The following is a 24954-nucleotide window of genomic DNA, read 5'->3' on the forward strand; positions in this document are numbered from 1 at the left end:
GCGCCTGGTCGAGCGCATTTCGTGCCTCTGGTGTTATCAGAATGTAGCAATTTTCATGTTTAGCATTGAAAAGATGAAGATTCTGCATAGCGAGATTTGTGCAACAGGAATAGACTGAGTCGACACTTTACAGGACATGCTAAAGGTTTTTTATGACACAACAGCCCCAAGCCAAATACCGCCACGACTATCGTGCGCCGGAGTATCTGATTAGCGATATCGATTTGACCTTTGACCTGGATGCCGCGAAAACCGTTGTTACGGCTGAGAGCAAGGTCTCCCGCCACGCGGCTGCGTCTGATGTGCCATTGCGTCTGGATGGCGAAGACCTGACGTTGGTTTCTCTGCTGGTTAATGGTCAGCCGTGGAGCGACTATAAGGAAGAAAATAACCAGCTGGCGATCGGCGGATTGCCGGAACATTTCACCCTCACTATCGTCAACGAAATCAGCCCGGCGGCCAATACCGCGCTGGAAGGGCTGTATCAGTCCGGCGAAGCGCTGTGTACCCAATGCGAAGCGGAAGGTTTTCGCCATATTACCTGGTACCTTGACCGTCCGGACGTGCTGGCGCGCTTCACCACCAAAATTATCGCCGACAAAGCCAAATACCCGTTCCTGCTTTCCAACGGTAACCGCGTAGCCCAGGGGGAGCTGGAGAATGGCCGCCACTGGGTTCAGTGGCAGGATCCGTTCCCCAAACCGTGCTACCTGTTTGCGCTGGTGGCCGGTGATTTCGACGTCCTGCGCGATACTTTCAAAACTCGTTCGGGACGTGAGGTTGCGCTGGAGCTGTATGTAGACCGCGGCAACCTCGATCGCGCTCCATGGGCGATGACTTCGCTGCAAAACTCAATGAAGTGGGACGAAACCCGCTTTGGCCTCGAGTACGATCTTGATATCTATATGATTGTCGCCGTTGACTTCTTCAACATGGGCGCCATGGAGAACAAAGGGCTTAACGTCTTTAACTCTAAATACGTGCTGGCGCGCACCGATACCGCGACCGACAAAGACTATCTGGATATCGAGCGTGTCATTGGCCACGAATATTTCCATAACTGGACCGGTAACCGCGTAACCTGTCGCGACTGGTTCCAGCTCAGCCTGAAAGAAGGCCTGACTGTTTTCCGCGATCAGGAGTTCAGTTCCGATCTCGGCTCACGTGCGGTCAACCGCATTAATAACGTGCGTACTATGCGCGGTCTGCAGTTCGCTGAAGATGCCAGCCCGATGGCGCATCCGATTCGGCCGGATAAGGTTATCGAGATGAACAACTTCTACACCCTGACGGTGTATGAGAAGGGCGCTGAGGTGATCCGCATGCTGCATACGCTGCTGGGCGAAGAGAATTTCCAGAAAGGAATGCAGCTGTACTTTGAACGCCATGACGGCAGCGCCGCGACCTGCGATGATTTTGTCCAGGCGATGGAAGACGCTTCGAACGTTGATCTATCCCACTTCCGCCGCTGGTATAGTCAGTCCGGGACGCCGATCGTTACCGTCCATGATGACTACAATCCAGAAACGGAGCAGTACACGCTGACCATCAGTCAGCGCACGCCGCCGACCGCTGAGCAGGCTGAGAAGCTGCCGCTGCATATTCCGTTCGATATCGAACTCTACGACAACGAAGGCAAAGTCATCCCGCTGCAGAAGGGCGGTCACCCGGTGCATCATGTGCTGAACGTGACGCAGGCGGAGCAGACTTTTGTTTTCGATAATGTCTACTTCCAGCCGGTACCGGCGCTGCTATGCGAGTTCTCTGCCCCGGTGAAGCTGGAGTACAAATGGAGCGATCAGCAGCTGACTTTCCTGATGCGCCACGCGCGTAATGATTTTTCCCGCTGGGACGCGGCGCAGAGCCTGCTGGCAACCTATATCAAACTCAACGTTAACCGCCACCAGCAGGGGCAACCGCTGTCGCTGCCGATCCACGTAGCCGATGCTTTCCGCGCCATCCTGCTGGATGAAAAGATCGATCCGGCGCTGGCGGCGGAGATCCTGACGCTGCCTTCGGCGAATGAAATTGCTGAGCTGTTTGCGATTATCGATCCGCTTGCTATCGCCGCGGTGCGTGAAGCGCTGACCCGTACGCTGGCGAAAGAGCTGGCAGACGAGTTCCTGGTGATTTACAACGCTAACAAGCTTGACAGCTACCGCGTTGAGCATGCCGATATCGGCAAGCGTTCTCTGCGTAACACCTGCCTGCGCTATCTGGCGTTTGGCGACGCGGAGCTGGCGGATAAACTGGTTAGCGCGCAGTATCACCATGCGGATAACATGACCGACGCGCTGGCGGCGCTGGCGGCGGCAGTCGCTGCCCAGCTGCCGTGCCGTGATGCATTGATGCAGGAGTATGATGATAAATGGCATCAGGACGGCCTGGTGATGGATAAATGGTTTATCCTGCAGTCAACCAGCCCGGCCGATAACGTCCTGCAGACGGTTCGCGGCCTGCTGAATCATCGTTCGTTCAGCATGAGTAACCCGAACCGCGTCCGTTCTCTAATCGGCGCTTTTGCCGGCAGCAACCCGGCGGCGTTCCATGCCGAAGACGGCAGCGGCTATCAGTTCCTGGTGGAAATGCTCACTGAACTGAACAGCCGTAATCCACAGGTTGCGTCGCGTCTGATTGAACCGCTGATTCGTCTGAAACGCTATGATAACAAGCGTCAGGCGCTGATGCGCGGGGCGCTTGAGCAGCTGAAAGGTCTGGAGAATCTTTCCGGGGATCTGTTCGAGAAAATCAGTAAAGCGCTGGCATAACGCCAGCACGAGTCCAAACCTGTCGCCCCGCTCGCGCTGCGCGAGCGGGGGAACGTCGCAGTCGTTAACCGTGACTCACTAAGCGTGGCGAGGATTCGTTCTTGCCGCGCTGCATCACCCGATGCAGCACTTCCGCTTCCAGTTCGGCCAGCTTCGCCGAGCCGGTGCGCCGCGGACGGGGGATGTCCACCAGCAGATCCAGACCTATTTTTCCCTCTTCTATCAGCAATACGCGATCGGCCATCGCCACCGCCTCGCTGACGTCGTGGGTGACCAGCAGGACGGTAAAGCCATGATCCTGCCACAGAGAAACGATCAGATCCTGCATTTCAAGACGAGTCAGCGCGTCGAGTGCGCCGAGCGGTTCATCAAGCAGCAATAATCCAGGACGATGAATTAACGCACGCGCCAGCGCTACGCGCTGCTTTTGCCCGCCGGAAAGCGCTGCAGGCCATTCACCGGCGCGGTCTTCAAGGCCAACGCTCGCCAGGGCCTTAAGCGCCGCCTCACGCCACTGGCCTTTCAGCCCCAGTCCGACGTTGTCGATCACCGTTTTCCACGGCAGCAGGCGGGCATCCTGGAACATCATCCGGGTATCGTCCTGGATTTGTGCCAGCGGCGTCGAGCCCGCCAGCAGCTGGCCGCCGTTGGGCTTTTCCAGCCCAGCCAGCAGCCGCAGCAGCGTACTTTTACCGCCGCCGCTGCGACCGACCACTGCGACGAATTGCCCGGTGGGGATATGCAGATCGAGTTCATTCAGAATCGTCTTGCTGCCGTAACGCTTGCTTACGCCGTTTAACAGCAGCGGAATTCCGGGATTAAGACGCGCGGTTGTCATGCGCTGGCCTCCTGAAGGTGATAAGCCGGATTCCAGCGCAGCCAGACGCGTTCAAGGAGCTGTGCGCTGAAGTCGGCCAGTTTGCCGAGAATAGCGTAAAGAATAATGGCGACGACCACGACATCGGTCTGCAGAAATTCGCGAGCGTTCATTGCCAGATAGCCAATACCGGCGTTAGCAGAAATGGTTTCCGCAACAATCAGCGTTAACCACATCAGGCCGAGCGCAAAGCGGATACCGACCATAATTGAGGGCAGGGCGCCGGGCAGGATCACGTGACGGAACAGCGCAAAGCCCGATAAGCCATAGCTGCGAGCCATCTCTACCAGCCCTCGGTCAATGTTGCGGATGCCGTGCCAGGTGTTGATATAAATCGGGAACATCGTCCCCAGCGCCACGAGGAAAATTTTGGCGCTTTCATCAATGCCAAACCATAAAATGACCAGTGGAATCAGGGCGAGGTGCGGCACGTTACGTAGCATCTGAATAGAGGTATCCAGCAGGCGTTCTCCCCAGCGCGAGAGGCCGCTGATAAGCCCGAGAACCAGACCAATGGAGCCACCGATACTGAAACCAATAAGTGCCCGCCACGAGCTAATGGCCAGATGCTGCCATAGTTCGCCGCTGGCGGAGAGCGTCCAGAAGGCTTTGAGCACGCCTTCCGGCGACGGTAAAATCCGGGTGGAAAGCCAGCCGATGGAGGAGGCGAATTGCCAAATAATCACGCTGCCCACCGGTAAAAGCCAGGGAGCTATGCGGATGAGAAATTTTTGCGAAAGCGTCGCCATGGAGTATTCCTTATTCGCTAGCGTATTGCCCTGTTAAGGGTAATACGCTGGTCGTTAAACGTGCTCAACCCGCTGTAAGGTTTTCAGCGCCGGCGCGCGGCTGCTGGGGCGATGCAGCGCCTGCCAGAAAGTTTCCAGCGCCAGGTCGAGGCGACCCTGCAGATTCGGCGTAAACTGCGGTTTATGCTGATAATCCGTGACCTGGCTATCGTCAGCAAAAACGCCGTGGAGGATCTCCTGAGCTTTCAGCGCATTGAGTACCGGTTTTAAGGCGTAATCCACCGCCAGCATATGCGCGATGGTCCCGCCGGTAGCCAGCGGCAGAACGATTTTGCCTTCCAGCGCGCGTTCCGGCAGCAGATCAAGCAGCGTCTTGAGTGCGCCTGAAAAAGAAGCCTTATAGACCGGCGTGGCAATAATCAGCCCGTCCGCGCCGGCAAGCTGTTCATTAAGCGCGTGAAGAGCGGGGTTATCGAAGCGAGCATAGAGCAGGTCTTCCGGGGCAAAATTCTGCAGGTGCCAGTGGCAAACCTCGATATCCGCCGCGGAGAGGGTCTCTCTGGCGTATTCCAGGAGTGCGCTGGAGCGGGAAGGGTAACGCGGGCTACCCGCAAGTGTTATGACTCGCATATTCTCTCCTTATAACCAAATATTTTCATTTATCTATAATTGATAACATTTAGCCGCAGTGTGACAGAGCGCTTATCTTTCCCTAAATGATTTATCCGGCGTTGGATTGTCAGAAAGCGCATAACGAAGGGGGAAAAGTAAACGTTTGCGTCGGAGATAAGATTTTTTGTCGTAGGTCAATTCCCTTTCCGGGGTGGATCGCACATAATACGCCCCCGGTTTGCACACCGGGAATCCAGGAGAGTTCATGTACTACCCCTTCGTTCGTAAAGCCCTTTTTCAGCTCGATCCTGAGCGCGCTCATGAAGTCACTTTTCAACAATTACGCCGTGTTTCGGGTACCCCGCTGGAAATGTTGGTTCGCCAGAAGGTGCCGGCTAAGCCGGTGACCTGCATGGGACTCACATTCAAGAACCCGCTGGGCCTGGCCGCCGGGCTGGACAAAAACGGCGAATGCATCGATGCCCTTGGCGCAATGGGCTTTGGTTCCATTGAAATTGGTACCGTAACGCCTCGTCCGCAGCCGGGCAACGATAAGCCAAGGATCTTCCGCCTGGTTGATGCCGAAGGTTTGATCAACCGCATGGGCTTTAATAACCATGGCGTGGATAACCTGGTAGAGAACGTAAAAAAAGCGCATTTTGACGGCATTCTGGGGATTAATATCGGTAAGAATAAAGATACCCCGGTAGAGCAAGGCAAAGATGATTACCTGATTTGTATGGAAAAAATCTACGCTTACGCCGGATATATCGCCATTAATATCTCCTCGCCGAATACTCCGGGCTTGCGTACGTTACAATACGGAGAAGCTCTCGACGATCTGCTCTCTGGTATTAAAAATAAGCAGCGTGAACTCCAGGAAAAACATCAAAAATATGTTCCGCTGGCAGTAAAGATCGCTCCGGATCTTTCCGTCGAGGAATTGATCCAGGTTGCGGACAGTTTAGTCCGACATAATATCGATGGGGTCATTGCCACCAATACCACTTTGGATCGTTCACTGGTGCAGGGAATGAAACATTGCGATGAAACCGGTGGGCTTAGCGGGCGTCCGCTGCAGCTGAAAAGTACCGAAATCATCCGTATGCTATCTGAGGAATTAAATGGTCGTCTGCCAATTATCGGCGTCGGCGGTATTGACTCAGTGATTGCCGCTCGTGAAAAGATAGCCGCCGGTGCGACTCTGGTGCAGATTTATTCCGGATTTATTTTTAAAGGTCCGCCGCTGATTAAAGAAATTGTTACCCATATCTAATCTTTTCCCCTTCTGATACTCCACCAGGGCTTTATTTATAGCCCTGGTTGTTTTATATTCCTTCATTGTTGCTTATTTAGACATTTTAGTCTTTTCTTAATTTTTGAAATATTCTGTAGCAGTTTTGCTGTTTATTGCAGATGGATGTGAAAGAGGACGGGGGTAGAAATGCGGATTAAACCTGACGATAACTGGCGCTGGTATTACGATGAAGAGCATGACCGCATGATGCTCGATCTGGCTAATGGTATGTTATTCCGATCCCGTTTTCCCCGCCGGATGCTGACGCCAGATGCCTTCGCCCCTTCCGGATTTTGCGTTGATGACGCCGCACTCTATTTTTCATTTGAAGAAAAATGCCGCGACCTTGAATTATCCAAAGAACAGCGCGCTGAATTAGTGCTCAATGCGCTGGTCGCCATTCGTTTCCTTAAGCCGCAGATGCCGAAAAGCTGGCATTTCACTACTCATCAACAGAGCTGGCAGCCCGGTACCGGTGATGCCGCTAGCGCATGGCTGAGCGATACCGGTCAGCAGGTTAATCTGCTGGTGGTTGAGCCCGGCGAAAACGCCGCGCTGTGCCTGCTAGCGCAGCCGGGACTGACGCTTGCCGGGCGAGTGATGCAGTTGGGGGACGTGATTAAAATTATGAACGACCGACTGCAGCCAGCGACCGCCGTCGCCAGCTACAGCCTGGGCCAGGCGGTTTAAGGCGCCAGCCTTACCGCGGTTTTCGGTACGCAGCTGCAGCACAAAATGGTGCCATCGGCGGCGACCGCATTTTTCTTCAGCGCGCTGACTTCCCCTTCTTCCAGACGGATGCGACAGCTGCCGCAAATCCCTGCCCGGCAGGAGTAAGGAATGCGAATTCCCTGCTGTTCCAGCTGCTCCAGCAAGATCTGCTGATTATTACCGGTAAAGCTCAGTCCCTGCCACTCAATTTCCACCGTTGCGTTCTGCTGAGTCTCAGGCGCCAGCGAATTGTCGCTTTCCCCGGCGCCGTAGGCCTTCGCCGGGCCGCGGGCCAGCACTTCTAACTCATCGCCGACGCGGATCGTGCCGCTATTTCGCGCGATCAAATTCTGGCCAAAATCGACATCGCCATTATCCAGCGCCGTGCGGAATCCCTGTAGGGTGGTTAATGGCTCACCGCCAGGGTGCTTTTGCCCACGTTCCGCGCTGACGGTTGTCAACACGCAGCGGCTGCAGGGTTTCGCGACATCAAAAACGACCTCGCCAATACGCACCACTTTCCAGGTATCTTCCTCCCAGGCGGCCGCGCCGGTCACCAGCAGATTCGGGCGAAATTGTTCTATGCTTACGCTGGCCGGACAGCGATTTTGCAGGTCCCGCAGCGAGGCCTCATTGGCCAGCAGATAGGGAAAGCCGTCGGCAAAGGAGAGGGGGACGGCATCGTGACGTTTTACCCGACGGCTAAGCTCTGGCCCCAGCCAGCGCAGCTGAACGCTGCGGTTGAAAAAACCGCTTAGCCACTGGTTCACCCCGGCCGGGGCAATCAGGGCGGTAAAATGGTTGCCCCAGACTTCGGTCGGCTCCTGCTGCACGGAGAAATCGCTGAAGCGCACGATCGCGCTACTGCCGTCCGGAGCGGTCAGATGCAGACCATCATGGAGCGGCGCGGGAGTAAACTTGACCATTTGCGGGAACTGACGAGCGGTGATAAAGGTGCCATCGGTTTCCGTCACCATAAATATACGATCGAAGGCCAGCCCGCTGATGTCTGCATAAGCGTGGCTCAGGCCAATTCCCCGCATCGATTTGACGGGATGAATAAAAAGTCGCGAAAGGGTTACCATACGCTGCCCCTGGCTTTAAAAATAAGCCTTTAACTTTATGACATGGGGCGCATATTGGCTATAATGCGCACCAATTTTCTTTTAGTAAAAGTGACGATATGAATTCTCTGTTTGCCAGTACGGCTCGTGGGCTGGAAGAGCTGTTAAAAACTGAACTGGAAGGGCTGGGCGCGGTGGACTGCCAGTTGGTCCAGGGCGGGGTCCATTTTCAGGGAGATACGCGGCTGCTGTATCAAAGCCTGATGTGGAGCCGACTGGCTTCGCGGATTATGCTGCCGCTGGGGCAGTGCAGCGTATACAGCGACCTGGATCTGTATCTTGGCGTGCAGGCCATTCCATGGACGGAGATTTTCAGCCAGGATGCCACTTTTGCCGTGCATTTTAGCGGGCTGAACGAAGAGATCCGCAACAGCCAGTATGGGGCGCTGAAGGTTAAAGATGCCATCGTCGACAGCTTTACGCGTAAGAATTTGCCGCGTCCCAACGTCGATCGCGAAAACCCCGATCTGCGCATTAACGTCTGGCTGAATAAAGAGACCGCGCATATCTCTCTGGATCTCAGCGGCGAGGGCCTGCACCTGCGCGGCTACCGCGACGGTACCGGTATGGCGCCAATCAAAGAAAACCTGGCCGCGGCGATAGTGATGCGTTCCGGCTGGGCTACCGGTACGCCGCTGCTCGATCCCATGTGCGGTTCCGGTACGCTGTTGATTGAAGCGGCGATGCTGGCGACCGATCGGGCGCCGGGTTTACACCGCGGCCATTGGGGTTTCGGCGGCTGGGCGCAGCATGATGATGCTATCTGGAAAGAGGTGAAGTCCGAAGCGCAAACCCGCGCCCGTCAGGGGCTGGCGGCGTATGAGTCGCGCTTTTACGGTTCCGACGTTGACGCCCGGGTTATCGAACGCGCGCAGCGTAACGCCCGCCGTGCCGGTATTGGCGAGCTGGTTACCTTCGAAGTGAAAGATGTCGCCCAGCTGAGCAACCCGTTGCCGAAGGGCCCTTACGGGACAGTGATTAGCAACCCTCCATACGGCGAGCGTCTGGAGAGCGAGCCGGCGCTGATTGCCCTGCATAGCCTGCTGGGGCGGATTATGAAAAACCAGTTTGGCGGCTGGAACCTGTCGCTGTTTAGCGCCTCGCCGGATCTGCTGAGCTGCCTGCAGCTGCGCGCCGATAAGCAGTTCAAAGCGAAAAACGGCCCGCTCGACTGTGTACAGAAGAATTACCACCTTGCGGAAAACGAAGGCGGCAAAACCGCGATGCTGGCGGAAGATTTCGCCAACCGCCTGCGTAAAAACCTGAAAAAATATGAGAAGTGGGCGCGCCAGGAAGGTATTGAATGCTATCGCCTGTATGATGCCGACCTCCCGGAATACAACGTCGCTATTGACCGTTACGCCGATTGGGTTGTGGTGCAGGAGTATGCGCCGCCGAAAACCGTTGACGCGCATAAAGCCCGTCAGCGTCTGTTCGATATTATTGCTGCCACCATTGCCGTGCTTGGGATTGCGCCGAATAAGCTGGTGTTGAAAACCCGCGAGCGGCAGAAAGGTAAAAATCAGTACCAGAAAATGGGCGAAAAAGGTGAATTCATTGAGGTGCAGGAGTATAACGCGCGTCTGTGGGTTAATCTGACCGACTATCTGGATACCGGGCTGTTCCTCGACCACCGTATCGCTCGCCGCATGCTGGGGCAGATGAGTAAAGGTAAAGACTTCCTCAATCTGTTCTCCTATACCGGCAGCGCCAGCGTTCACGCCGGCCTTGGCGGCGCGCGATCCACGACCACGGTTGATATGTCGCGTACCTACCTCGAATGGGCTGAGCGTAACCTGCGCCTCAATGGTTTAACCGGTCGCGCGCATCGCCTGATGCAGGCCGATGTGCTGGGCTGGCTGCGGGAGACGACCGAACAGTTCGACCTGATCTTTATCGATCCGCCCACCTTCTCCAACTCGAAGCGTATGGATGACGCCTTTGACGTTCAGCGCGACCATTTGCGTCTGATGACCGATTTAAAACGTCTGCTGCGTAAAGGCGGCACGATTATGTTCTCAAACAACAAACGCGGTTTCCGTATGGATCATGACGGGCTGGCGCAGCTGGGCCTGAAGGCGCAGGAGATTACGCAAAAAACGCTGTCTCAGGACTTTGCCCGCAACCGTCAGATTCACAACTGCTGGCTGATTACCGCAGCCTGAAAGGAATAAAGAATGTCTTTAATTAGTATGCACGGCGCCTGGCTCTCTTTCAGCGATGCGCCGCTGCTGGATAATGCTGAACTGCATATCGAAGATAACGAACGCGTCTGCCTGGTGGGGCGCAACGGCGCGGGTAAATCGACCCTGATGAAGATCCTCAACCGCGAACAGGGTCTTGATGATGGGCGCATTATCTATGAGCTGGATCTGGTTGTGGCGCGTTTGCAGCAAGATCCGCCGCGTGACGTCACCGGAACCGTGTATGACTTTGTGGCGGAAGGGATTGCTGAGCAAGCAGCATACCTCAAGGGTTATCACGATGTTTCGCAGCTGGTGATGACCGATCCGAGCGACAAGAATCTCAATGAGCTGGCGCGTCTGCAGGAACAGTTGGACAATTTAGGGCTGTGGCAGCTCGACAGTCGTATTAATGAAGTGCTGGAACAGCTGAATCTGGATCCTAACGCCGAGCTATCATCGCTCTCCGGCGGCTGGCTGCGTAAAGCGGCCCTCGGTCGCGCGCTGGTCAGCGGGCCGCGGGTGCTGCTGCTCGATGAACCGACCAACCACCTCGATATTGAAACCATCGACTGGCTGGAAGGTTTCCTGAAGATGTTTAAAGGCACCATCATCTTTATTTCGCATGACCGTTCCTTCATTCGCAATATGGCGACGCGTATTGTCGATCTCGATCGCGGCAAGCTGGTGACCTATCCGGGTAACTACGATCAGTATCTGCTGGATAAAGAAGAAGCGCTGCGCGTAGAAGAGCTACAGAACGCGGAGTTCGATCGCAAGCTGGCGCAGGAAGAAGTGTGGATCCGACAGGGGATCAAAGCGCGCCGCACCCGTAACGAAGGACGCGTGCGGGCGTTAAAGGCCATGCGTCGCGAACGCGGCGAGCGTCGTGAAGTGATGGGCAGCGCGAAGATGCAGGTGGAAGAGGCCGCGCGTTCGGGCAAGATTGTCTTCGAAATGGAGAACGTCAACTACCAGGTTGATGGCAAGGTGCTGGTTAAAGACTTCACCGCCCAAATCCAGCGCGGCGACAAAATTGCGCTGATTGGCCCGAACGGCTGCGGCAAAACTACGCTGCTGAAGCTGATGCTCGGTCAGCTGCAGGCGGATAGCGGGCGTATTCATGTAGGCACCAAGCTGGAAGTGGCCTACTTCGACCAGCACCGCGCGGAACTTGATCCGGATAAAACGGTGATGGACAACCTCGCGGAAGGTAAACAGGAAGTGATGGTGAACGGCAAGCCGCGCCACGTCCTGGGCTATCTGCAGGATTTTATGTTCCATCCGAAACGCGCGATGACGCCGGTGCGTGCGCTATCGGGCGGCGAGCGCAACCGTCTGCTATTGGCGCGTCTGTTCCTTAAGCCCAGTAACCTGTTGATTCTCGACGAACCGACAAACGATCTGGATGTCGAAACCCTGGAGCTGCTGGAAGAGCTTGTCGACGGCTATCAGGGAACCGTGATGCTGGTTAGCCACGACCGTCAGTTTGTCGATAATACGGTAACAGAGTGTTGGATCTTTGAAGGCGCAGGGCAAATTGGCCAATACGTTGGCGGCTATCATGACGCCCGCGGTCAGCAAGCGCAGTACCTCGCGCGTAAGCAGCCGGTTTCCAAAAAGAGTGTTGAAGTTGCTCAACCGAAAGCAGAAAGTGTCAAACGTGCTGCCAGCAAACTAAGCTATAACCTGCAGCGCGAGCTGGAACAGCTGCCGCAGAAGCTGGAAGAACTGGAAGCCCAGCTGCAGAATTTGCAAGAGCAGGTTGCCGACCCTTCTTTCTTTGGTCAGTCGCATGACCATACGCAGCAGGTACTGGCGCAGCTGAGTGAAGCGGAGCAGGCGCTGGAAGCCGCCTTCGAACGCTGGGAATATCTTGAAGGGCTAAAAAACGGCGCATAAGCTGAGGAGTTTTCATGTGCGATCATCATCATGCTGCGCGGCATATTCTGTGCCGACAATGTGATCTGCTGGTGGCTTTGCCGCAGCTGGAGCATCGCCAGAAAGCTGCATGTCCGCGCTGCGGAACGACATTGACAACGTCATGGGACGCGCCACGGCAGCGTCCTACCGCGTATGCGCTGGTCGCGTTGTTCATGTTGCTGCTGGCCAATTTGTTTCCCTTCATCTATATGAAGGTCGGGGGGATTAGCAGCGAAATTGAATTGCTGGAAATCCCGAACGTCCTCTTCACCGAGGACTATGCCAGCCTCGGTACGTTCTTTTTGCTTTTCGTCCAGCTGGTGCCGGCTTTCTGTCTGGTCACTATACTCCTGCTGGTCAACCGGGTGCGCATGCCATCCGGGCTGAAAGCGTTTCTGGCGCGTATCCTGTTTCATCTTAAAACCTGGGGAATGGCGGAAATCTTTCTCGCCGGGGTACTGGTCAGCTTCGTTAAGCTGATGGCCTATGGCGATATTGGCGTTGGCCTGAGCTTTGTCCCCTGGTGTATGTTCTGCATATTACAGCTGCGGACGTTCCAGTGCGTGGATCGCCGCTGGCTGTGGGATGATATTGCGCCAATGCCGGCTATCAAGCAGCCGCTGAAAGTTGGTGTGTCCGGACTGCGTCAGGGGCTGCGTTCATGCTCATGCTGTACAGCGGTGTTGCCGATTGATGAGGCCGTCTGTCCGCGCTGTCATACAAAGGGGACTGCCCGGCGTAAAAACAGCCTGCAGTGGACGCTGGCGCTGTTAATGACTTCGCTAATCCTTTATATGCCCGCCAATATTCTGCCGATCATGATTACCGATCTGCTTGGCGATAAAATGCCTTCCACCATTATGGCGGGGGTGATCCTGCTGTGGAGCGAAGGATCCTATCCAGTGGCGATGGTGATATTCATCGCCAGTATTATGGTGCCAACCTTAAAAATGATCGCCATTGGCTGGCTCTGCTGGAACGCCAGCGGCAGGGGAGATCGCGACTCAGAGCGCATGCATCTGATTTATGAAGTCGTCGAGTTTGTTGGCCGTTGGTCAATGATTGATGTGTTTGTCATCGCAGTCCTCTCCGCTCTGGTGCGCATAGGTGGGTTAATGAATATCTATCCGGCGATAGGGGCGGTGATGTTTGCGCTGGTGGTAGTGATGACAATGTTTTCGGCCATGACCTTTGACCCGCGTTTGTTGTGGGATCGTGAGCCAGATTCAAGCCATGAGGAAAGACTGCAGCATGGAAAATAAGAGCGGAGAAGCGAAGGTGCAAAAGGTGAAGAACTGGTCACCGGTGTGGATCTTCCCGATAGTGACGGCGCTAATTGGCGCCTGGATTCTTTTTTACCACTATAGCCACCAGGGGCCGGAAGTGACCCTGATCACAACCAACGCCGAAGGCATTGAAGGGGGAAAGACCCGCATTAAAAGCCGCAGCGTTGACGTCGGCGTGATTGAAAGCGCAACGCTGACGGACGACCTGACTCACGTGGAGGTTAAAGCCCGACTGAATTCTGGCATGGAAAAACTGCTTCATCAGGATTCGGTTTTTTGGGTGGTTAAGCCGCAGGTTGGTCGTGAAGGTATCAGCGGCCTCGGCACTCTATTGTCCGGCGCCTATATCGAACTGCAGCCGGGGACTAAAGGCTCTGTCCCTGCGCAGTATCCGCTGCTGGATTCACCGCCGCTGGCCTCACCCGATGCGAAAGGCATTCGTATTCTATTGGAAAGTAGCAAAGCGGGTCAGCTGTCACCCGGCGACCCGGTGCTTTTCCGCGGCTATCGTGTAGGTTCGGTGGAAACCAGCACCTTCGATGCGCAAAAACGCAATATCACCTATCAGCTGTTTATTAGCGCGCCTAACGATCGGCTGGTCACTAATAACGTGCGTTTCTGGAAGGATAGCGGTATTGCGGTGGATCTGACCGCGGCCGGCATGCGCGTTGAGATGGGATCGCTGTCGACGCTGTTTGGCGGCGGCGTCAGCTTTGATATCCCTGAAGGACTCCCGCTAGGGGAACCGGTGGCGAATAAAACCGAATATCATCTGTTTGACGATCAACGCAGCATTCAGGACTCTGTGTTCACTCAACACATTGACTACGTGATGTTCTTTAAAGATTCTATTCGCGGTCTGCAGCCCGGCGCGCCGGTTGAATTCCGCGGTATCCGTCTTGGGACCGTAGGCAAGGTACCATTCTTTATTCCAGGCCTGAAGCAGAACATAAACGACGATTACCGTATCCCGGTAGAAGTGCGAATTGAGCCGGAACGCCTGATCAATCAGTTAGGCGCCGATCCTGATATTCGTAAGCATATCGATGATCTAATGAATCGCGGGCTGCGCGGTTCGCTTAAAACCGGCAATCTGGTGACCGGCGCGCTGTATATCGATCTCGACTTCTATCCGAAAGCCCCTGCGCGCGGCAAGATGCAGGAATTTGGCGGTTATCCGATTATTCCGACCGTAAGCGGTGGTCTGGCGCAGATCCAGCAGCGCCTGATGGATGCGCTGGATAAGATTAATAATCTGCCAATTAATCCACTGCTGGAGCAGGCAACCAGTACGCTGGCGCAAAGTGAAAAAACCATGCAGCACGTACAGGCGACGCTCGACAGTCTGAATAAGATCACCTCAAGTCAGTCTATGCAGCAGCTGCCGGGTGATATGCAGAGTACGCTACGTGAACTTAATCGTAGTATGCAGGGCTTCCAGCCTGGCTCCGCGGCTTACAATAAGATGGTTGCGGATATGCAGCGTCTTGACCAGGTGCTGCGCGAACTGCAGCCGGTACTGAAAACGCTTAATGATAAGAGCAATGCGCTGGTATTTGAGGCGAAGGATAAAAAAGATCCGCAGCCGAAGGGAGCGAAATAATGAAGAAATGGCTAATAGCGGCGGCGGTATGCGCGTTGACGGCATGCAGCAGCGGCGGTGAGAGTAAAACTTACTACCAGCTTCCCGTGGCTCAGGGCGGCGCGCAAAGCGCCGCACACCAGAGCAAAAATTTGCTTTGGGTCGAGCAGGTCAGTATTCCGGATTATCTTGCCGGTAACGGGGTGGTCTATCAGACCACCGATGTTCAGTATGTGATTGCAAATAACAATCTGTGGGCGAGTCCGCTCGATCAGCAGCTAAGAACGACGCTGGTGGCGAACCTTAGCAATCAGCTTCCCGGCTGGGTCGTGGCTTCTCAACCGCTGGGTAGCGAGCAGGATACCCTAAACGTATCCGTCAGCGGTTTTCACGGTCGTTACGATGGTCGGGTTATCGTTAGCGGTGAGTGGTTACTGAAGCATCAGGGACAGCTGATTAAGCGGCCATTCCATATCGAGCTCAAGCAACAAGAAGATGGCTACGATGCGATGGTGAAAACGCTCGCTCAGGCCTGGACTCAGGAAGCGGCGGCGATTGCCAGCGAGATTAACCGCTTGCCATAAGTAAAATTAATAAGAAAAAAAGCCGCAGCGAAAATGAAAATCGCAGCGGCTTTTTTATTTGTCTCATCAGATTGTTACTTGTGCTGGTTCACAGTTTTTGTACAAATGAAGTTTCATGTAGCTCACAAATATGACAATGGCGTGAATTTTGCGCATTGACGCTATCCCCGATTCGCGGTATTCGTTAACCGTGGTTGCGTATTTAGTGACCATTGTTTTCTTTTCCACCAGATCAAAGAATGAGGGAAACGAGGCATGAAGAGACAAAAACGAGATCGCCTGGAACGGGCACATCAGCGTGGGTACCAGGCCGGTATTACCGGAAGGTCGAAGGAAATGTGTCCTTACCAGACCTTAAACCAGAGGTCTTATTGGCTGGGAGGCTGGCGAGAGGCCATGGAGGACAGGGTACAAATTGCCTGACTGTCTCTTTAAAAAGAAGCCTCCGCTGCGCGGGGGCTTCGCCGTCTATAAGCGTGACTGCTTATATCAGAATGAGGAAGTGTCCTGGAACAGGCCCACTTTCAGATCGGTTGCGGTGTAGATCAGACGATCGTCAACCAGCACTTCACCATCCGCCAGGCCCATAATCAAACGACGATTTATCACGCGTTTGAAATGAATGCGGTAGGTTACTTTCTTCGCCGTTGGCAGTACCTGGCCGGTGAGCTTGACTTCACCTACGCCTAACGCACGACCTTTACCCTCGCCACCTAACCAGCCCAGGTAGAAGCCCACCAGCTGCCACATGGCATCCAGACCCAGACAGCCCGGCATTACCGGGTCACCAATGAAGTGGCAACCGAAGAACCACAGATCCGGGTTAATATCGAGTTCTGCCTCGACATAACCTTTGTCATAGTTACCACCGGTTTCGGTCATTTTGATGACGCGGTCCATCATCAGCATATTTGGCGCCGGCAGTTGAGGGCCTTTCGCGCCAAATAGTTCACCACGACCGGAGGCAAGAAGGTCTTCTTTTGTATAGGATTCGCGTTTATCTACCATGTTTTCAGTAAGCCTTATTTTGAGTTCGGGACGCAGGATAGCTAACACGTGTAAGCTGAACAAGTCCGATCAGTTCGAACCTGAACCGCCTAACCAGCGTAGCAGCCACGGAAAGCGATGACGACTCTCTTGCTGTGTCGCCTGCGCAATCCGCTCCTGTATGGTTTGCCGTAAAGTTTGTCCTTCGCCGTCCCAGAGTAACTGGGTCAGAATGGGCAGCGCTTCGGTTACGTCATCGACCGCCCAGATAAAGAACTGTTCATCCGCAACCGCCTGTTGCAGCTCCTGCGCCAGGCTCAGATGACGAACGTTGGCGGAAGGAATAATGACGCCTTGTTTACCGGTTAGCCCACGCTGCTGACAAATAGCAAAGAAGCCTTCAATTTTCTCATTGAGCCCGCCTACCGGCTGTACGCGACCAAACTGATCGACCGAGCCGGTAATGGCGATACTTTGATTAATCGGCACATTGGCCAGAGAACTGATCAGCGCGCACAGTTCGGCCATGGATGCACTGTCGCCATCCACTTCACTGTACGACTGTTCGAAGGTCAAAGATGCGGTGAAGGGGAGCTGTTGTTCAAGCTCCAGCTCGGACATCAGGAATGCCTGCATAATCATCATGCCTTTCGCATGAATATTGCCACCCAGTTCCGCCTTGCGCTCAACATCAATAAATTCACCGTCGCCAATATGCACGACGCAGCTGATACGAGAAGGCTCGCCAAACGCGCGCGGATGGCCCGGAAACTCGATGACTGAGAGGGCGTTGATCTGCCCTACGCATTCGCCTTCCGTCTCGATCAGGATTTGCTCCTGCAGGATTTCATCCTGGATGCGTTCGGCAAGATAGCCTTCGCGCCACAGACGACGCTCAAGCATGGTTTGCATCTCTTCGGCGCTAATCTCGTCACCTTCACAGAAGGCGGCGGCTTCGCGAAGCTGGCGGGCGATCCACAGTATGCACAGGGGCAAGGTTTCCTGGTCACCGGTATAGCGAGCTCCTTCCTGAATCAACAGCGGCCAGGCGGTAGCGGACAGCCCCGGAAGTTCGAGCCGCTGGGCATTTTGCCAGACCCATTGACACCACTGCTTAAGCGTCTCTGCATCAGCGATTTGCAGGTTATCTTCATATTCGCTGTAGATAGCCTGAGCAGAAAGCTCGGGCTCCATCTCCTGAAAATCAGCAAGAGATTCCCGCTCGCCGACCAGGATCACTTTCAGGCTCAAAGGCATAGAGGGAATGCTCACCGGAAGAGGGCGAGACTCATCAAATGACAGCCAGTCAAAACGCTGGCGAGCCACCATATTTTTTAGCCGCATCCATAGCAGAGGCTGAGCCAGTAAGGCCCGCAAGGAGAGGATCAGTACGCCGCCATTAGCCCGATGGACAAGACCCGGTTGTAAAGTGATCTCGCCGTTAAACTGGCGCACGCAGCCAAATAGCTGCTCCGCTTCGACCCAATCTGCCGCTTCGACCGGCGCGACGCTTGCGAAATTATCTTCAGCGGTTTGCGCCGGCGAGAGCGAGATTTTTCCGCCATCAATCTGATAGCGTACTCCGCAGAGGGATTCCGGCGGTTGATGTAAAGTACGAGTTTCGTTAGCGAGCCATTGCAGGTACTCCGGCTCTTCCGGAATTTTAACCAGCATAAATGGCGAAATGGCTGGAGTGACCAGAAGCTGCTCCAGGGCATAGAATAAACGGGGTTGCAGTTCGCCTGAGAGGGATGCCTCTGCGTGAGCTAAGTCGGCTTGTGCAAACAGCGCCTGATAACTTTCCGTATCAGGAGCGAGGTCGTTTCGGGTAAGTTTCGTAATGGTCAAAGTCGCTGTTTTTTAGTCAGATGTAAAACGCGCGATTATACATTATGCGGCGTCTGAGCACACGGGGGATTGCGATTGTCACGGCTATCGGCCATCTACCAACATCACGAAAGATGATTTATTCTCAGCACATCGAGAAAAAACTGATATCCTGAAATGAGTTACACGGTCACATTGAGATCGCAATGAAATATCAACAACTGGAAAATCTCGAAAGCGGCTGGAAATGGACATATCTGGTAAAAAAGCATCGGGAAGGTGAGCTTATTACCCGCTACATTGAAGCCAGCGCTGCGCAGGCCGCGGTCGATCTATTATTGACGCTTGAAAATGAACCCGTGCTGGTGAATACCTGGATTGAGCATCATATCAACCCAGAGCTGGTTAACCGCATGAAGCAGACGATCCGCGCGCGACGCAAACGTCATTTTAACGCGGAGCATCAGCATACGCGTAAAAAGTCTATCGATCTGGAGTTTATGGTCTGGCAACGCCTCGCCGGTCTGGCTCAAAGACGGGGTAAAACGCTGTCGGAAACCATTGTGCAGTTGATTGAGGATGCTGAGCATAAAGAGAAGTATGCCAGCAAGATGTCGAGCCTGAAGCATGATTTGCAGGTGCTGCTAGGTAAAGAGTAGCAATTGGGGCGAGGGTATAAGCGCCTCAACGTTCTGCAGCTTTGACTTTGATGACAGCAGTTGAAGCAAAAAAAACCCCGCATCGCGGGGTTTTTTATTAACGAGATAACTTAAGCCTGCGGCTGAGTTACAACGTCTTTGTAGCCTTTAACTTCGATTTCTACGCGACGGTCCGGCGCCAGGCAGTCGATCAGAGCTGCGCGTGCTTTCACGTTGTCACAGGTGTTGCCAGTAACCGGGTTGGATTCACCCATACCGCGAGCGGAGATTTTGCTGGCCGGGATACCTTTAGATACCAGGTAATCAACAACGGACTGAGCACGTTTCTCAGACAGCTGCTGGTTGTAGGCATCGGAACCGATACGGTCGGTGTAGCCCAGAACAACTGCGGAACCGTCTTTCGGATCCATGTTGCTCAGCTGGGTGTACAGCTGATCCAGAGCCTGCTGACCTTCTGGTTTCAGAGTAGATTTGTTGAAGTTGAACAGAACGTCAGACTTCAGGGTGAAGTGCTTGGTAGTCACTTCCGGAGCCGGAGCCGGAGCCGGAGCTACAACCGGAGCAACATCTTCCTGACCGAAACGGTAGGAAACACCCAGGCTCAGCATGCCGTTATCAGGACGGGTACCAACGGTGCCTGCGTCGCCGATGTTGTTAACCCACTGGTATTCCAGACGGGTTGCGATGTCACGAGTAACAGCCCACTCTAAGCCACCCGCGAATACCGGGGATACGCCAGTGTCATGTTCGCTACGGGAAACACCGGTAGAAGCGTAGTTACCTTTGGAGTCAGCGCGCCAAACCATGCCGCCCAGACGGGTATAGATGTCCAGATCGTCAGTGATTGGGTAACCCAGTTTAGCAGTCAGCTGAACGCCCTGAGCTTTGAAAGCGCCGTTGTCTACGCTGCCTTTATAAGCCATGCGGCCCAGCCAGTCGTAACCCATTTCGAAACCGAGGTACGGGTTAACCTGGTAACCACCGAACGCACCAGCACCCAGCTGATCGTTACGAACTGGACCATTGTTACCTTTGAAACCGTTACCGTAGAAACCGGTATCGTGATACTGGGACCAGCCCAGCTTACCACCTGCATACCAGGTGTTATCTTTCGGAGCGGCCTGCGCTACGGTAGCGAAGCCAGCCAGTGCCACTGCAATCGCGATAGCTGTCTTTTTCATTTTTTGCGCCTCATTATCATCCAAAATTCGCCATGAAGGTTCAGAAGACCTCACGGTTAAATCCTTCACCCGGGGCGTGACTTGTTGTTAACTGTGCTGATACATGCAGCGTAAGCCGATCACCCCTGGCGATGTAAAGTCTACAACTTAGTTAGAAACTTACAAGTGTGAACTCCGTCAGGCATATGAAAAAAAAGGGTTGTGTACGCTATGTTTAACAAATAGGGTTGGCTTCAATCGAGGCAAAAAAAGTCGCGAACCCGCATCAGACAAGCATTTTAACAAAAACGCCCGCGATGAAAGCCAATCTCAGTCGCGGGCAAAAAAAATTCCAGGATTAATCCTAAACTCAGTTAATGATACAGGTTTGAGTGAATTTTTAGCCCGGAATGTTGTCTGCCAGGCTGAGCGGTATTTCTTACCGGACGCATGATAAAGCCCATCGCGTGACCTTCTTCTGCAGCGGCAACCAGTCGTTCATGTTCCTCAACGGTGAGTTCTTCCGACAGCCAGCCAATGACCACGCTATAGTTTCCCGTGCGCAGTGAGCGAACCATTGATTCGAGCGTATTAGCAGGGGAGAGCTGACTGATTTGCATCACCTTGGATAGCGGTAAACCGGATGACTGCACCCATTCGCGACTCAGCTTCTGCTGTGGTGTCAGCCAGAGCTGCCAGCGCGACTGCTGACCAAGCTGTTGTAATAAAGGAAGCAGTAGCAGTTGCGTCATCATGGGCTGATCTTCTCGATAGACTATTTCACTGATCAGCCCGTTAGCTGGCTGTTCGGCAGCGTCATGAGAGCGACGACGTACTGAAGTAGAAGTCAGTGGTGAACGATTTGCGTGAGCTGATGTAAACATAGTCTATCCCGCCTGTGGGTTACTGTATGCATATACAGTATATGCGACAGGATGAAAGATCAACTCTATTTTCTCGTTTTCTGGATGAAATTTGTACATCTTTGGCAATGAAGACAAGCTGACAGCGTTGAGTGATGGGGTGTACAGAATGTGAATTCATCGTTGTGGTCATTTCTTCTTTAAAAAATTCCTCCCACAAATTATGACGTTAACCATTTACAAATCGCGGGTGACGCCATGCTTTATGTTCTCCGGGTTGATTAATATTAATTAAGCATTTTACCTTTCCTGCTTTTTACTTCATCAAAAGGCTATTTTCGGAAAGCTGCTCGCAAAAAAACAAGCTGAGTAAAATAAAGAGATAATTCATGTTGCTGCATAAAGGGAACTCCCTTATTTTCTTATTAGCGGATCCGTTAGCAAATTTATGTCTTATTTACATGATTAACAAAGGAATAATCATGAAGAAACTCGTATGTCTTAGGATCCATCAGTTTCGGGCATGTTTGTCTCCATTAGGGAAAATAAGCTGTCGGCCCTTATTTGGTGGCTATAGCCTGGCGATAGATAATACCGTGTTTGCCATGATGGCTGAGGGGGAGATCTATCTTCGGGTTTGTGAGCAGAGTGCGCAGTATCGCGTGGCGCATAAAAACCCGCTGTTGAAGATGCAGAAGAATGGTCGTCTGGTTGCGCTTAAGTACTATCATATAGATGAAGGGCTTTGGCGTGACAGCAAAATGCTTTTTCATTTATCAGCGCTATCATTACAGACCGCTCGTAATGAAAAACATCGGCAGCGACATTCCGGAAGATTAAAGAATCTTCCAAATATTAGTTTTCACATGGAGCTCCAGTTGATTAATTCAGGTATCAAAGATGAATTAACGCTGCGAAAAATTGGCGCTAAAGAAGCCTGGCTCAGACTACGAAAAATGAATAAAGCGCTAACGATAAACGTCCTTTATTCATTAGAGGGAGCTATTGCGGGCGTGCATGCGGCCACGCTCCCGATGCAACAGCGTCAGGAGCTTGAGGAGTGGGCGACGGTACAGGTACAGGAGATGGAGGCCTACTCAGGTTGAATCTCAACCTGTCGCTGTAGCCGACAAATTTCTGGCAGTAGCGCCAGCAGCAGTCCAATTTGCTGCAGAACTAAAGGCTCTTTGCTGTCGGCGCGAGGGTCAAGATGTTGGATCCGGGTCTGCAGGCTTGCTAAAGCCTGCTGTACCCGTAGTTCATCGGCTGGCGAATGGTGCAGTGCGTCATCCACATAACACACGGCATCGTCCAGCAGCGCCAGAATATCTGGCGTTGTCAGCTTTTCCCTGTGGGCTCCCAGAGCAGAGATATAGCTGGTAAAGGTATGGTTCAGGCAGAGCAAACGAAAAGCAGTTTCCCGCATTTGTGAGCCCGCTTTGGGTTCTGTTGATAAGTTCGATACGACAGAGGCCAGTTCGCTATCCCGGTTATGCGCGGCTCTGCGTGCAACACGATAGGCCAGGCGGTTGTCGCGCCCCTGGTGATATTGCTCAAGAATGGCATCTAAATATCGGCAGTTGGCATTGATTGCTTGCTCGAGCACTCGAGGGAGATTGCGGAATTTCCAGTCCGGCCAAATAAAACTCACTGCGGCCCAGGCGATAGCGCAGCCAATCAGAGTGTCGAATATGCGCGGTAGGGCAACTTCAAAACCTTCTCCCAGGAGGTTAAAACAGAGCAAGACAAGGAGCGTAATGAACATTGTCGCGTGGGCGTACTGCACATTACGGAAAGCGAAGAACAGCACGCCGGTCAGGACAATCAAAAGCAGCTGGCCTTCAACGGACGGGACGAGGAGCAGTACCGGCAGGCCGATGGCCACACCGATCAAGGTCCCGATTATCCTTAACGCCAGCCGATGGCGAGTGGCGTTATAGTTTGGCTGACAAACAAACAGGCTGGTCAGTAATATCCAGTAGCCATGGTTCAGTCCGGTCAATTGGATAAAGGCATAACCAGCGCACAGGACTATCGACATTCGAACTGCATGACGAAACAGGGCTGACTCAGGAGACATATTACTGCGCAAGCGCAGCCAGATATCGCTAAATCCGTTAGGCTGGTCGTCGGCTAACAGGTTTTCCGTACTGTGAATGGACTGTTCGGTGGTCTGGACCGATTCAATTGTCGCCAGCTGGGCGTCAATAGCCCGTAAGTTATTCAGCAAAAAACCCAGCGCTTTAATCTGTTCCGCTGGCGCGCCGCTGGCCTTAACGCGATCGAGCGCTGCGTCAAGATGCATAAAAGCGCGCTCAAAATGAGTGTCGTGCAGGTAGGGCTCGCGCAGCAGAATGGCACGCGACAGTTTCTGGCAGGCCTGCGCCTGCATTGATAGCATACGCTGAAAGCGGAACATCACATCGCTATAACGAAAATGTTCGCGTAGCGTTTGGTACTGAATATGCGATGAACTCGCACGTTCATGGATATCCTGCGCCACGAAATAGTACTGTAACGTGCGGCGAGTACCGCGCTGGCCGCGATCTCCGCGCAGACGAGTCAGCAGGGAAACTTTGGTCTGGTTCAGCGTAGTCACCAGCTGGCCGTTGGCTATTGCCAGGTCATAGAGCGGGGCCTGGCTTTCATCTTCTATATCCGGATCGAATAGCCGGGATTTAAGCTCCAGATAGCGGGCGAGCTGCTCATAGCTACGTGCCAGATTGTCCTGAAGGGGACGGATAGGGAAAATCAGATGCCCGGCGAGGGTGAGCAGGTTGTACCACACCGCGCCAGCCAGCAAAAACAGCGGCTGGAGATACCATTGGCTGTAAAGCGTTACCCCCAGCATAGTGTAAATGGCAATTAATAGCGCGCCAAAGGCGATGGTGGCGTAGCGTTGTCCCAGACCACCAAGCAAAATAAAGCCGATAGTGGAAACGGTTAATCCTGCCGCGAATAACCAGGGCCAGGGGAAGAGAAGCTCCACCGAGGCCGAAGCGATAAAGAAGCATACAAGGGTAATGGCCAGATTACGCAGACGTCCTGCCAGACGATCGTCCAGGTCAGTCAGCGCCGCGGCCACGACGCCAAGCGTTAAGGGGATGGTGAGTTTTACTTCGCCGTGCCACCAGGGAAATGCGGTCGTACCGCAGAGTGCGATGAATATCCTGATGTAATATAACCAGGCACTGTTCCAGGTATAGCGGCGTAGCAGGGGGCTGAGCATTTCTCTGTTCCATTCAATTACTGAAAGCGGCGACGCGCGTTGGCTTCACGCGCAGCACGAGCGGTCTCAACGGAAACGACTCGCCGGCCTACCGGCCACAAAGCAATCGCGGCGATTTTAAAATTGGCGATGCCTACCGGAATGCCGATGATGGTCAGACACTGGGCGATCCCACAAAAGATATGCATCAGGCACAACCACCAGCCGAAGAAAATAAACCATAAAATATTCAACAACGTTCCGCCCGCGTTAAGCAGGCTATTCTTTCCCTGAGGGTCGAGTTCATCAACATGAATGGCTTCATTACCATAGGGAAGGAGAGAGAGTTTTGTTATCTCCCAGCAGGAGCGGGTGAGAGGCAGCGTAAAAATCAGTACTATGCTGACCAGCGTCGCCAGAAGCCAGCCGAGCGTGGTGGCGAATCCGCCAAGGATAAAGTTTAAAATATTCAGAACGGTACGCATAAACCCTCGGTTTAATTCTGTAGATAATAAGGTCCGGCCATTGTAGCGTTTTTTACGCTGGAGCACCCG

At 53.6% G+C, this 24954-nt stretch carries 21 protein-coding genes; 11 read left to right on the top strand and 10 right to left on the bottom strand.

Annotation, left to right across the window (positions count from 1 at the left end):
• Positions 1–152 precede the first annotated feature (152 nt).
• Positions 153–2768 (top strand): aminopeptidase N, encoded by a 2616-nt coding sequence (gene pepN / locus K2184_RS12375; protein WP_004100740.1) that lies wholly within the window; start codon positions 153–155, stop codon positions 2766–2768.
• Positions 2769–2832: 64 nt separating this feature from the next.
• Here the strand turns inward: pepN and ssuB are convergent, their stop codons facing one another.
• Genes ssuB through ssuE form a run of 3 tightly spaced genes read right to left on the bottom strand, consistent with a single transcriptional unit; the run spans position 2833 to position 5024 of the window.
• Complete coding sequence (gene ssuB, locus K2184_RS12380) at positions 2833–3606, bottom strand: aliphatic sulfonates ABC transporter ATP-binding protein (protein WP_004111897.1); 774 nt, start codon at positions 3604–3606, stop codon at positions 2833–2835.
• Complete coding sequence (ssuC, locus tag K2184_RS12385; protein WP_004100742.1) at positions 3603–4394, bottom strand: aliphatic sulfonate ABC transporter permease SsuC; 792 nt, start codon at positions 4392–4394, stop codon at positions 3603–3605. The genes ssuB and ssuC overlap by 4 nt, the downstream gene beginning before the upstream one ends.
• Before the next feature lie 54 nt (positions 4395–4448).
• On the bottom strand, positions 4449–5024 hold the full coding sequence (gene ssuE / locus K2184_RS12390) for an NADPH-dependent FMN reductase (protein WP_004100743.1): 576 nt from the start codon (positions 5022–5024) through the stop codon (positions 4449–4451).
• Positions 5025–5271: 247 nt separating this feature from the next.
• On the opposite strand from ssuE, the gene pyrD reads away from it, so the two are divergent.
• Together pyrD and zapC are read left to right on the top strand one after the other, a co-directional pair.
• Positions 5272–6282 carry a quinone-dependent dihydroorotate dehydrogenase gene (pyrD, locus tag K2184_RS12395; RefSeq protein WP_004100745.1) on the top strand — a complete coding sequence of 337 codons (1011 nt, stop codon included), beginning with the start codon at positions 5272–5274 and terminating at the stop codon, positions 6280–6282.
• 168 nt (positions 6283–6450) lie between these two features.
• Positions 6451–6993, top strand: coding sequence for a cell division protein ZapC (gene zapC / locus K2184_RS12400; RefSeq protein ID WP_004100747.1), 543 nt, complete (start codon positions 6451–6453; stop codon positions 6991–6993).
• On the opposite strand, the gene K2184_RS12405 is transcribed toward zapC, so the two are convergent.
• Positions 6990–8099, bottom strand: coding sequence for a YcbX family protein (locus K2184_RS12405; RefSeq protein WP_016808052.1), 1110 nt, complete (start codon positions 8097–8099; stop codon positions 6990–6992). The two genes, zapC and K2184_RS12405, sit on opposite strands and share 4 nt — an antisense overlap.
• Positions 8100–8197: 98 nt before the next feature.
• Here K2184_RS12405 and rlmKL point away from each other — a divergent pair, with 98 nt between their 5' ends.
• From rlmKL to rmf, 6 genes are all read left to right on the top strand, one after another.
• Complete coding sequence (gene rlmKL / locus K2184_RS12410) at positions 8198–10303, top strand: bifunctional 23S rRNA (guanine(2069)-N(7))-methyltransferase RlmK/23S rRNA (guanine(2445)-N(2))-methyltransferase RlmL (RefSeq protein ID WP_004100749.1); 2106 nt, start codon at positions 8198–8200, stop codon at positions 10301–10303.
• 12 nt (positions 10304–10315) lie between these two features.
• Positions 10316–12223, top strand: a complete 1908-nt coding sequence (locus tag K2184_RS12415) for an ABC transporter ATP-binding protein (protein ID WP_004100750.1) — start codon at positions 10316–10318, stop codon at positions 12221–12223.
• A gap of 14 nt (positions 12224–12237) precedes the next feature.
• On the top strand, positions 12238–13506 hold the full coding sequence (gene pqiA / locus K2184_RS12420; protein WP_032727997.1) for a membrane integrity-associated transporter subunit PqiA: 1269 nt from the start codon (positions 12238–12240) through the stop codon (positions 13504–13506).
• Positions 13496–15133, top strand: a complete 1638-nt coding sequence (gene pqiB / locus K2184_RS12425) for an intermembrane transport protein PqiB (RefSeq protein ID WP_004100756.1) — start codon at positions 13496–13498, stop codon at positions 15131–15133. Before pqiA ends, pqiB begins: the two co-directional genes overlap by 11 nt.
• Positions 15133–15696: a membrane integrity-associated transporter subunit PqiC gene (gene pqiC, locus K2184_RS12430; RefSeq protein ID WP_004100758.1), complete on the top strand. Its 564-nt coding sequence runs from the start codon at positions 15133–15135 to the stop codon at positions 15694–15696. Before pqiB ends, pqiC begins: the two co-directional genes overlap by 1 nt.
• A gap of 255 nt (positions 15697–15951) precedes the next feature.
• Positions 15952–16119: a ribosome modulation factor gene (gene rmf, locus K2184_RS12435; protein ID WP_004100764.1), complete on the top strand. Its 168-nt coding sequence runs from the start codon at positions 15952–15954 to the stop codon at positions 16117–16119.
• A gap of 66 nt (positions 16120–16185) precedes the next feature.
• Here rmf and fabA read toward each other — a convergent pair whose 3' ends face one another.
• Positions 16186–16704 carry a bifunctional 3-hydroxydecanoyl-ACP dehydratase/trans-2-decenoyl-ACP isomerase gene (gene fabA / locus K2184_RS12440; RefSeq protein WP_004100765.1) on the bottom strand — a complete coding sequence of 173 codons (519 nt, stop codon included), beginning with the start codon at positions 16702–16704 and terminating at the stop codon, positions 16186–16188.
• Between the two features lie 69 nt (positions 16705–16773).
• Complete coding sequence (locus tag K2184_RS12445) at positions 16774–18531, bottom strand: AAA family ATPase (RefSeq protein ID WP_163525122.1); 1758 nt, start codon at positions 18529–18531, stop codon at positions 16774–16776.
• 185 nt (positions 18532–18716) lie between these two features.
• On the opposite strand from K2184_RS12445, the gene matP reads away from it, so the two are divergent.
• Positions 18717–19169, top strand: coding sequence for a macrodomain Ter protein MatP (gene matP / locus K2184_RS12450; RefSeq protein WP_004100768.1), 453 nt, complete (start codon positions 18717–18719; stop codon positions 19167–19169).
• Positions 19170–19279: 110 nt separating this feature from the next.
• Here the strand turns inward: matP and ompA are convergent, their stop codons facing one another.
• Together ompA and sulA are read right to left on the bottom strand one after the other, a co-directional pair.
• Positions 19280–20350, bottom strand: a complete 1071-nt coding sequence (ompA, locus tag K2184_RS12455; RefSeq protein ID WP_004100770.1) for a porin OmpA — start codon at positions 20348–20350, stop codon at positions 19280–19282.
• A gap of 353 nt (positions 20351–20703) precedes the next feature.
• Positions 20704–21213, bottom strand: a complete 510-nt coding sequence (sulA, locus tag K2184_RS12460; protein ID WP_024273980.1) for an SOS-induced cell division inhibitor SulA — start codon at positions 21211–21213, stop codon at positions 20704–20706.
• A gap of 461 nt (positions 21214–21674) precedes the next feature.
• Here sulA and K2184_RS12465 point away from each other — a divergent pair, with 461 nt between their 5' ends.
• On the top strand, positions 21675–22298 hold the full coding sequence (locus tag K2184_RS12465) for a TfoX/Sxy family DNA transformation protein (protein ID WP_163525120.1): 624 nt from the start codon (positions 21675–21677) through the stop codon (positions 22296–22298).
• Here the strand turns inward: K2184_RS12465 and yccS are convergent.
• Both yccS and K2184_RS12475 read right to left on the bottom strand, forming a co-directional pair.
• Positions 22286–24421 carry a YccS family putative transporter gene (gene yccS, locus K2184_RS12470; RefSeq protein ID WP_032728000.1) on the bottom strand — a complete coding sequence of 712 codons (2136 nt, stop codon included), beginning with the start codon at positions 24419–24421 and terminating at the stop codon, positions 22286–22288. The two genes, K2184_RS12465 and yccS, sit on opposite strands and share 13 nt — an antisense overlap.
• A 17-nt stretch (positions 24422–24438) precedes the next feature.
• Positions 24439–24885 carry a YccF domain-containing protein gene (locus tag K2184_RS12475; RefSeq protein ID WP_004100782.1) on the bottom strand — a complete coding sequence of 149 codons (447 nt, stop codon included), beginning with the start codon at positions 24883–24885 and terminating at the stop codon, positions 24439–24441.
• Positions 24886–24954: the final 69 nt, after the last annotated feature.

It is taken from the genome of Klebsiella sp. K5-306, assembly GCF_051835185.1.
Lineage (GTDB): Bacteria > Pseudomonadota > Gammaproteobacteria > Enterobacterales > Enterobacteriaceae > Klebsiella > Klebsiella oxytoca.

Bases quoted from the DNA above. Each gene is read 5' to 3' on its own strand.
- pepN (WP_004100740.1), top strand. From the start codon at position 153: ATGACACAACAGCCCCAAGCCAAATACCGCCACGACTATCGTGCGCCG.
- ssuB (WP_004111897.1), bottom strand. From the start codon at position 3,606: ATGACAACCGCGCGTCTTAATCCCGGAATTCCGCTGCTGTTAAACGGC.
- ssuC (WP_004100742.1), bottom strand. From the start codon at position 4,394: ATGGCGACGCTTTCGCAAAAATTTCTCATCCGCATAGCTCCCTGGCTT.
- ssuE (WP_004100743.1), bottom strand. From the start codon at position 5,024: ATGCGAGTCATAACACTTGCGGGTAGCCCGCGTTACCCTTCCCGCTCC.
- pyrD (WP_004100745.1), top strand. From the start codon at position 5,272: ATGTACTACCCCTTCGTTCGTAAAGCCCTTTTTCAGCTCGATCCTGAG.
- zapC (WP_004100747.1), top strand. From the start codon at position 6,451: ATGCGGATTAAACCTGACGATAACTGGCGCTGGTATTACGATGAAGAG.
- K2184_RS12405 (WP_016808052.1), bottom strand. From the start codon at position 8,099: ATGGTAACCCTTTCGCGACTTTTTATTCATCCCGTCAAATCGATGCGG.
- rlmKL (WP_004100749.1), top strand. From the start codon at position 8,198: ATGAATTCTCTGTTTGCCAGTACGGCTCGTGGGCTGGAAGAGCTGTTA.
- K2184_RS12415 (WP_004100750.1), top strand. From the start codon at position 10,316: ATGTCTTTAATTAGTATGCACGGCGCCTGGCTCTCTTTCAGCGATGCG.
- pqiA (WP_032727997.1), top strand. From the start codon at position 12,238: ATGTGCGATCATCATCATGCTGCGCGGCATATTCTGTGCCGACAATGT.
- pqiB (WP_004100756.1), top strand. From the start codon at position 13,496: ATGGAAAATAAGAGCGGAGAAGCGAAGGTGCAAAAGGTGAAGAACTGG.
- pqiC (WP_004100758.1), top strand. From the start codon at position 15,133: ATGAAGAAATGGCTAATAGCGGCGGCGGTATGCGCGTTGACGGCATGC.
- rmf (WP_004100764.1), top strand. From the start codon at position 15,952: ATGAAGAGACAAAAACGAGATCGCCTGGAACGGGCACATCAGCGTGGG.
- fabA (WP_004100765.1), bottom strand. From the start codon at position 16,704: ATGGTAGATAAACGCGAATCCTATACAAAAGAAGACCTTCTTGCCTCC.
- matP (WP_004100768.1), top strand. From the start codon at position 18,717: ATGAAATATCAACAACTGGAAAATCTCGAAAGCGGCTGGAAATGGACA.
- ompA (WP_004100770.1), bottom strand. From the start codon at position 20,350: ATGAAAAAGACAGCTATCGCGATTGCAGTGGCACTGGCTGGCTTCGCT.
- sulA (WP_024273980.1), bottom strand. From the start codon at position 21,213: ATGTTTACATCAGCTCACGCAAATCGTTCACCACTGACTTCTACTTCA.
- K2184_RS12465 (WP_163525120.1), top strand. From the start codon at position 21,675: ATGAAGAAACTCGTATGTCTTAGGATCCATCAGTTTCGGGCATGTTTG.
- yccS (WP_032728000.1), bottom strand. From the start codon at position 24,421: ATGCTCAGCCCCCTGCTACGCCGCTATACCTGGAACAGTGCCTGGTTA.
- K2184_RS12475 (WP_004100782.1), bottom strand. From the start codon at position 24,885: ATGCGTACCGTTCTGAATATTTTAAACTTTATCCTTGGCGGATTCGCC.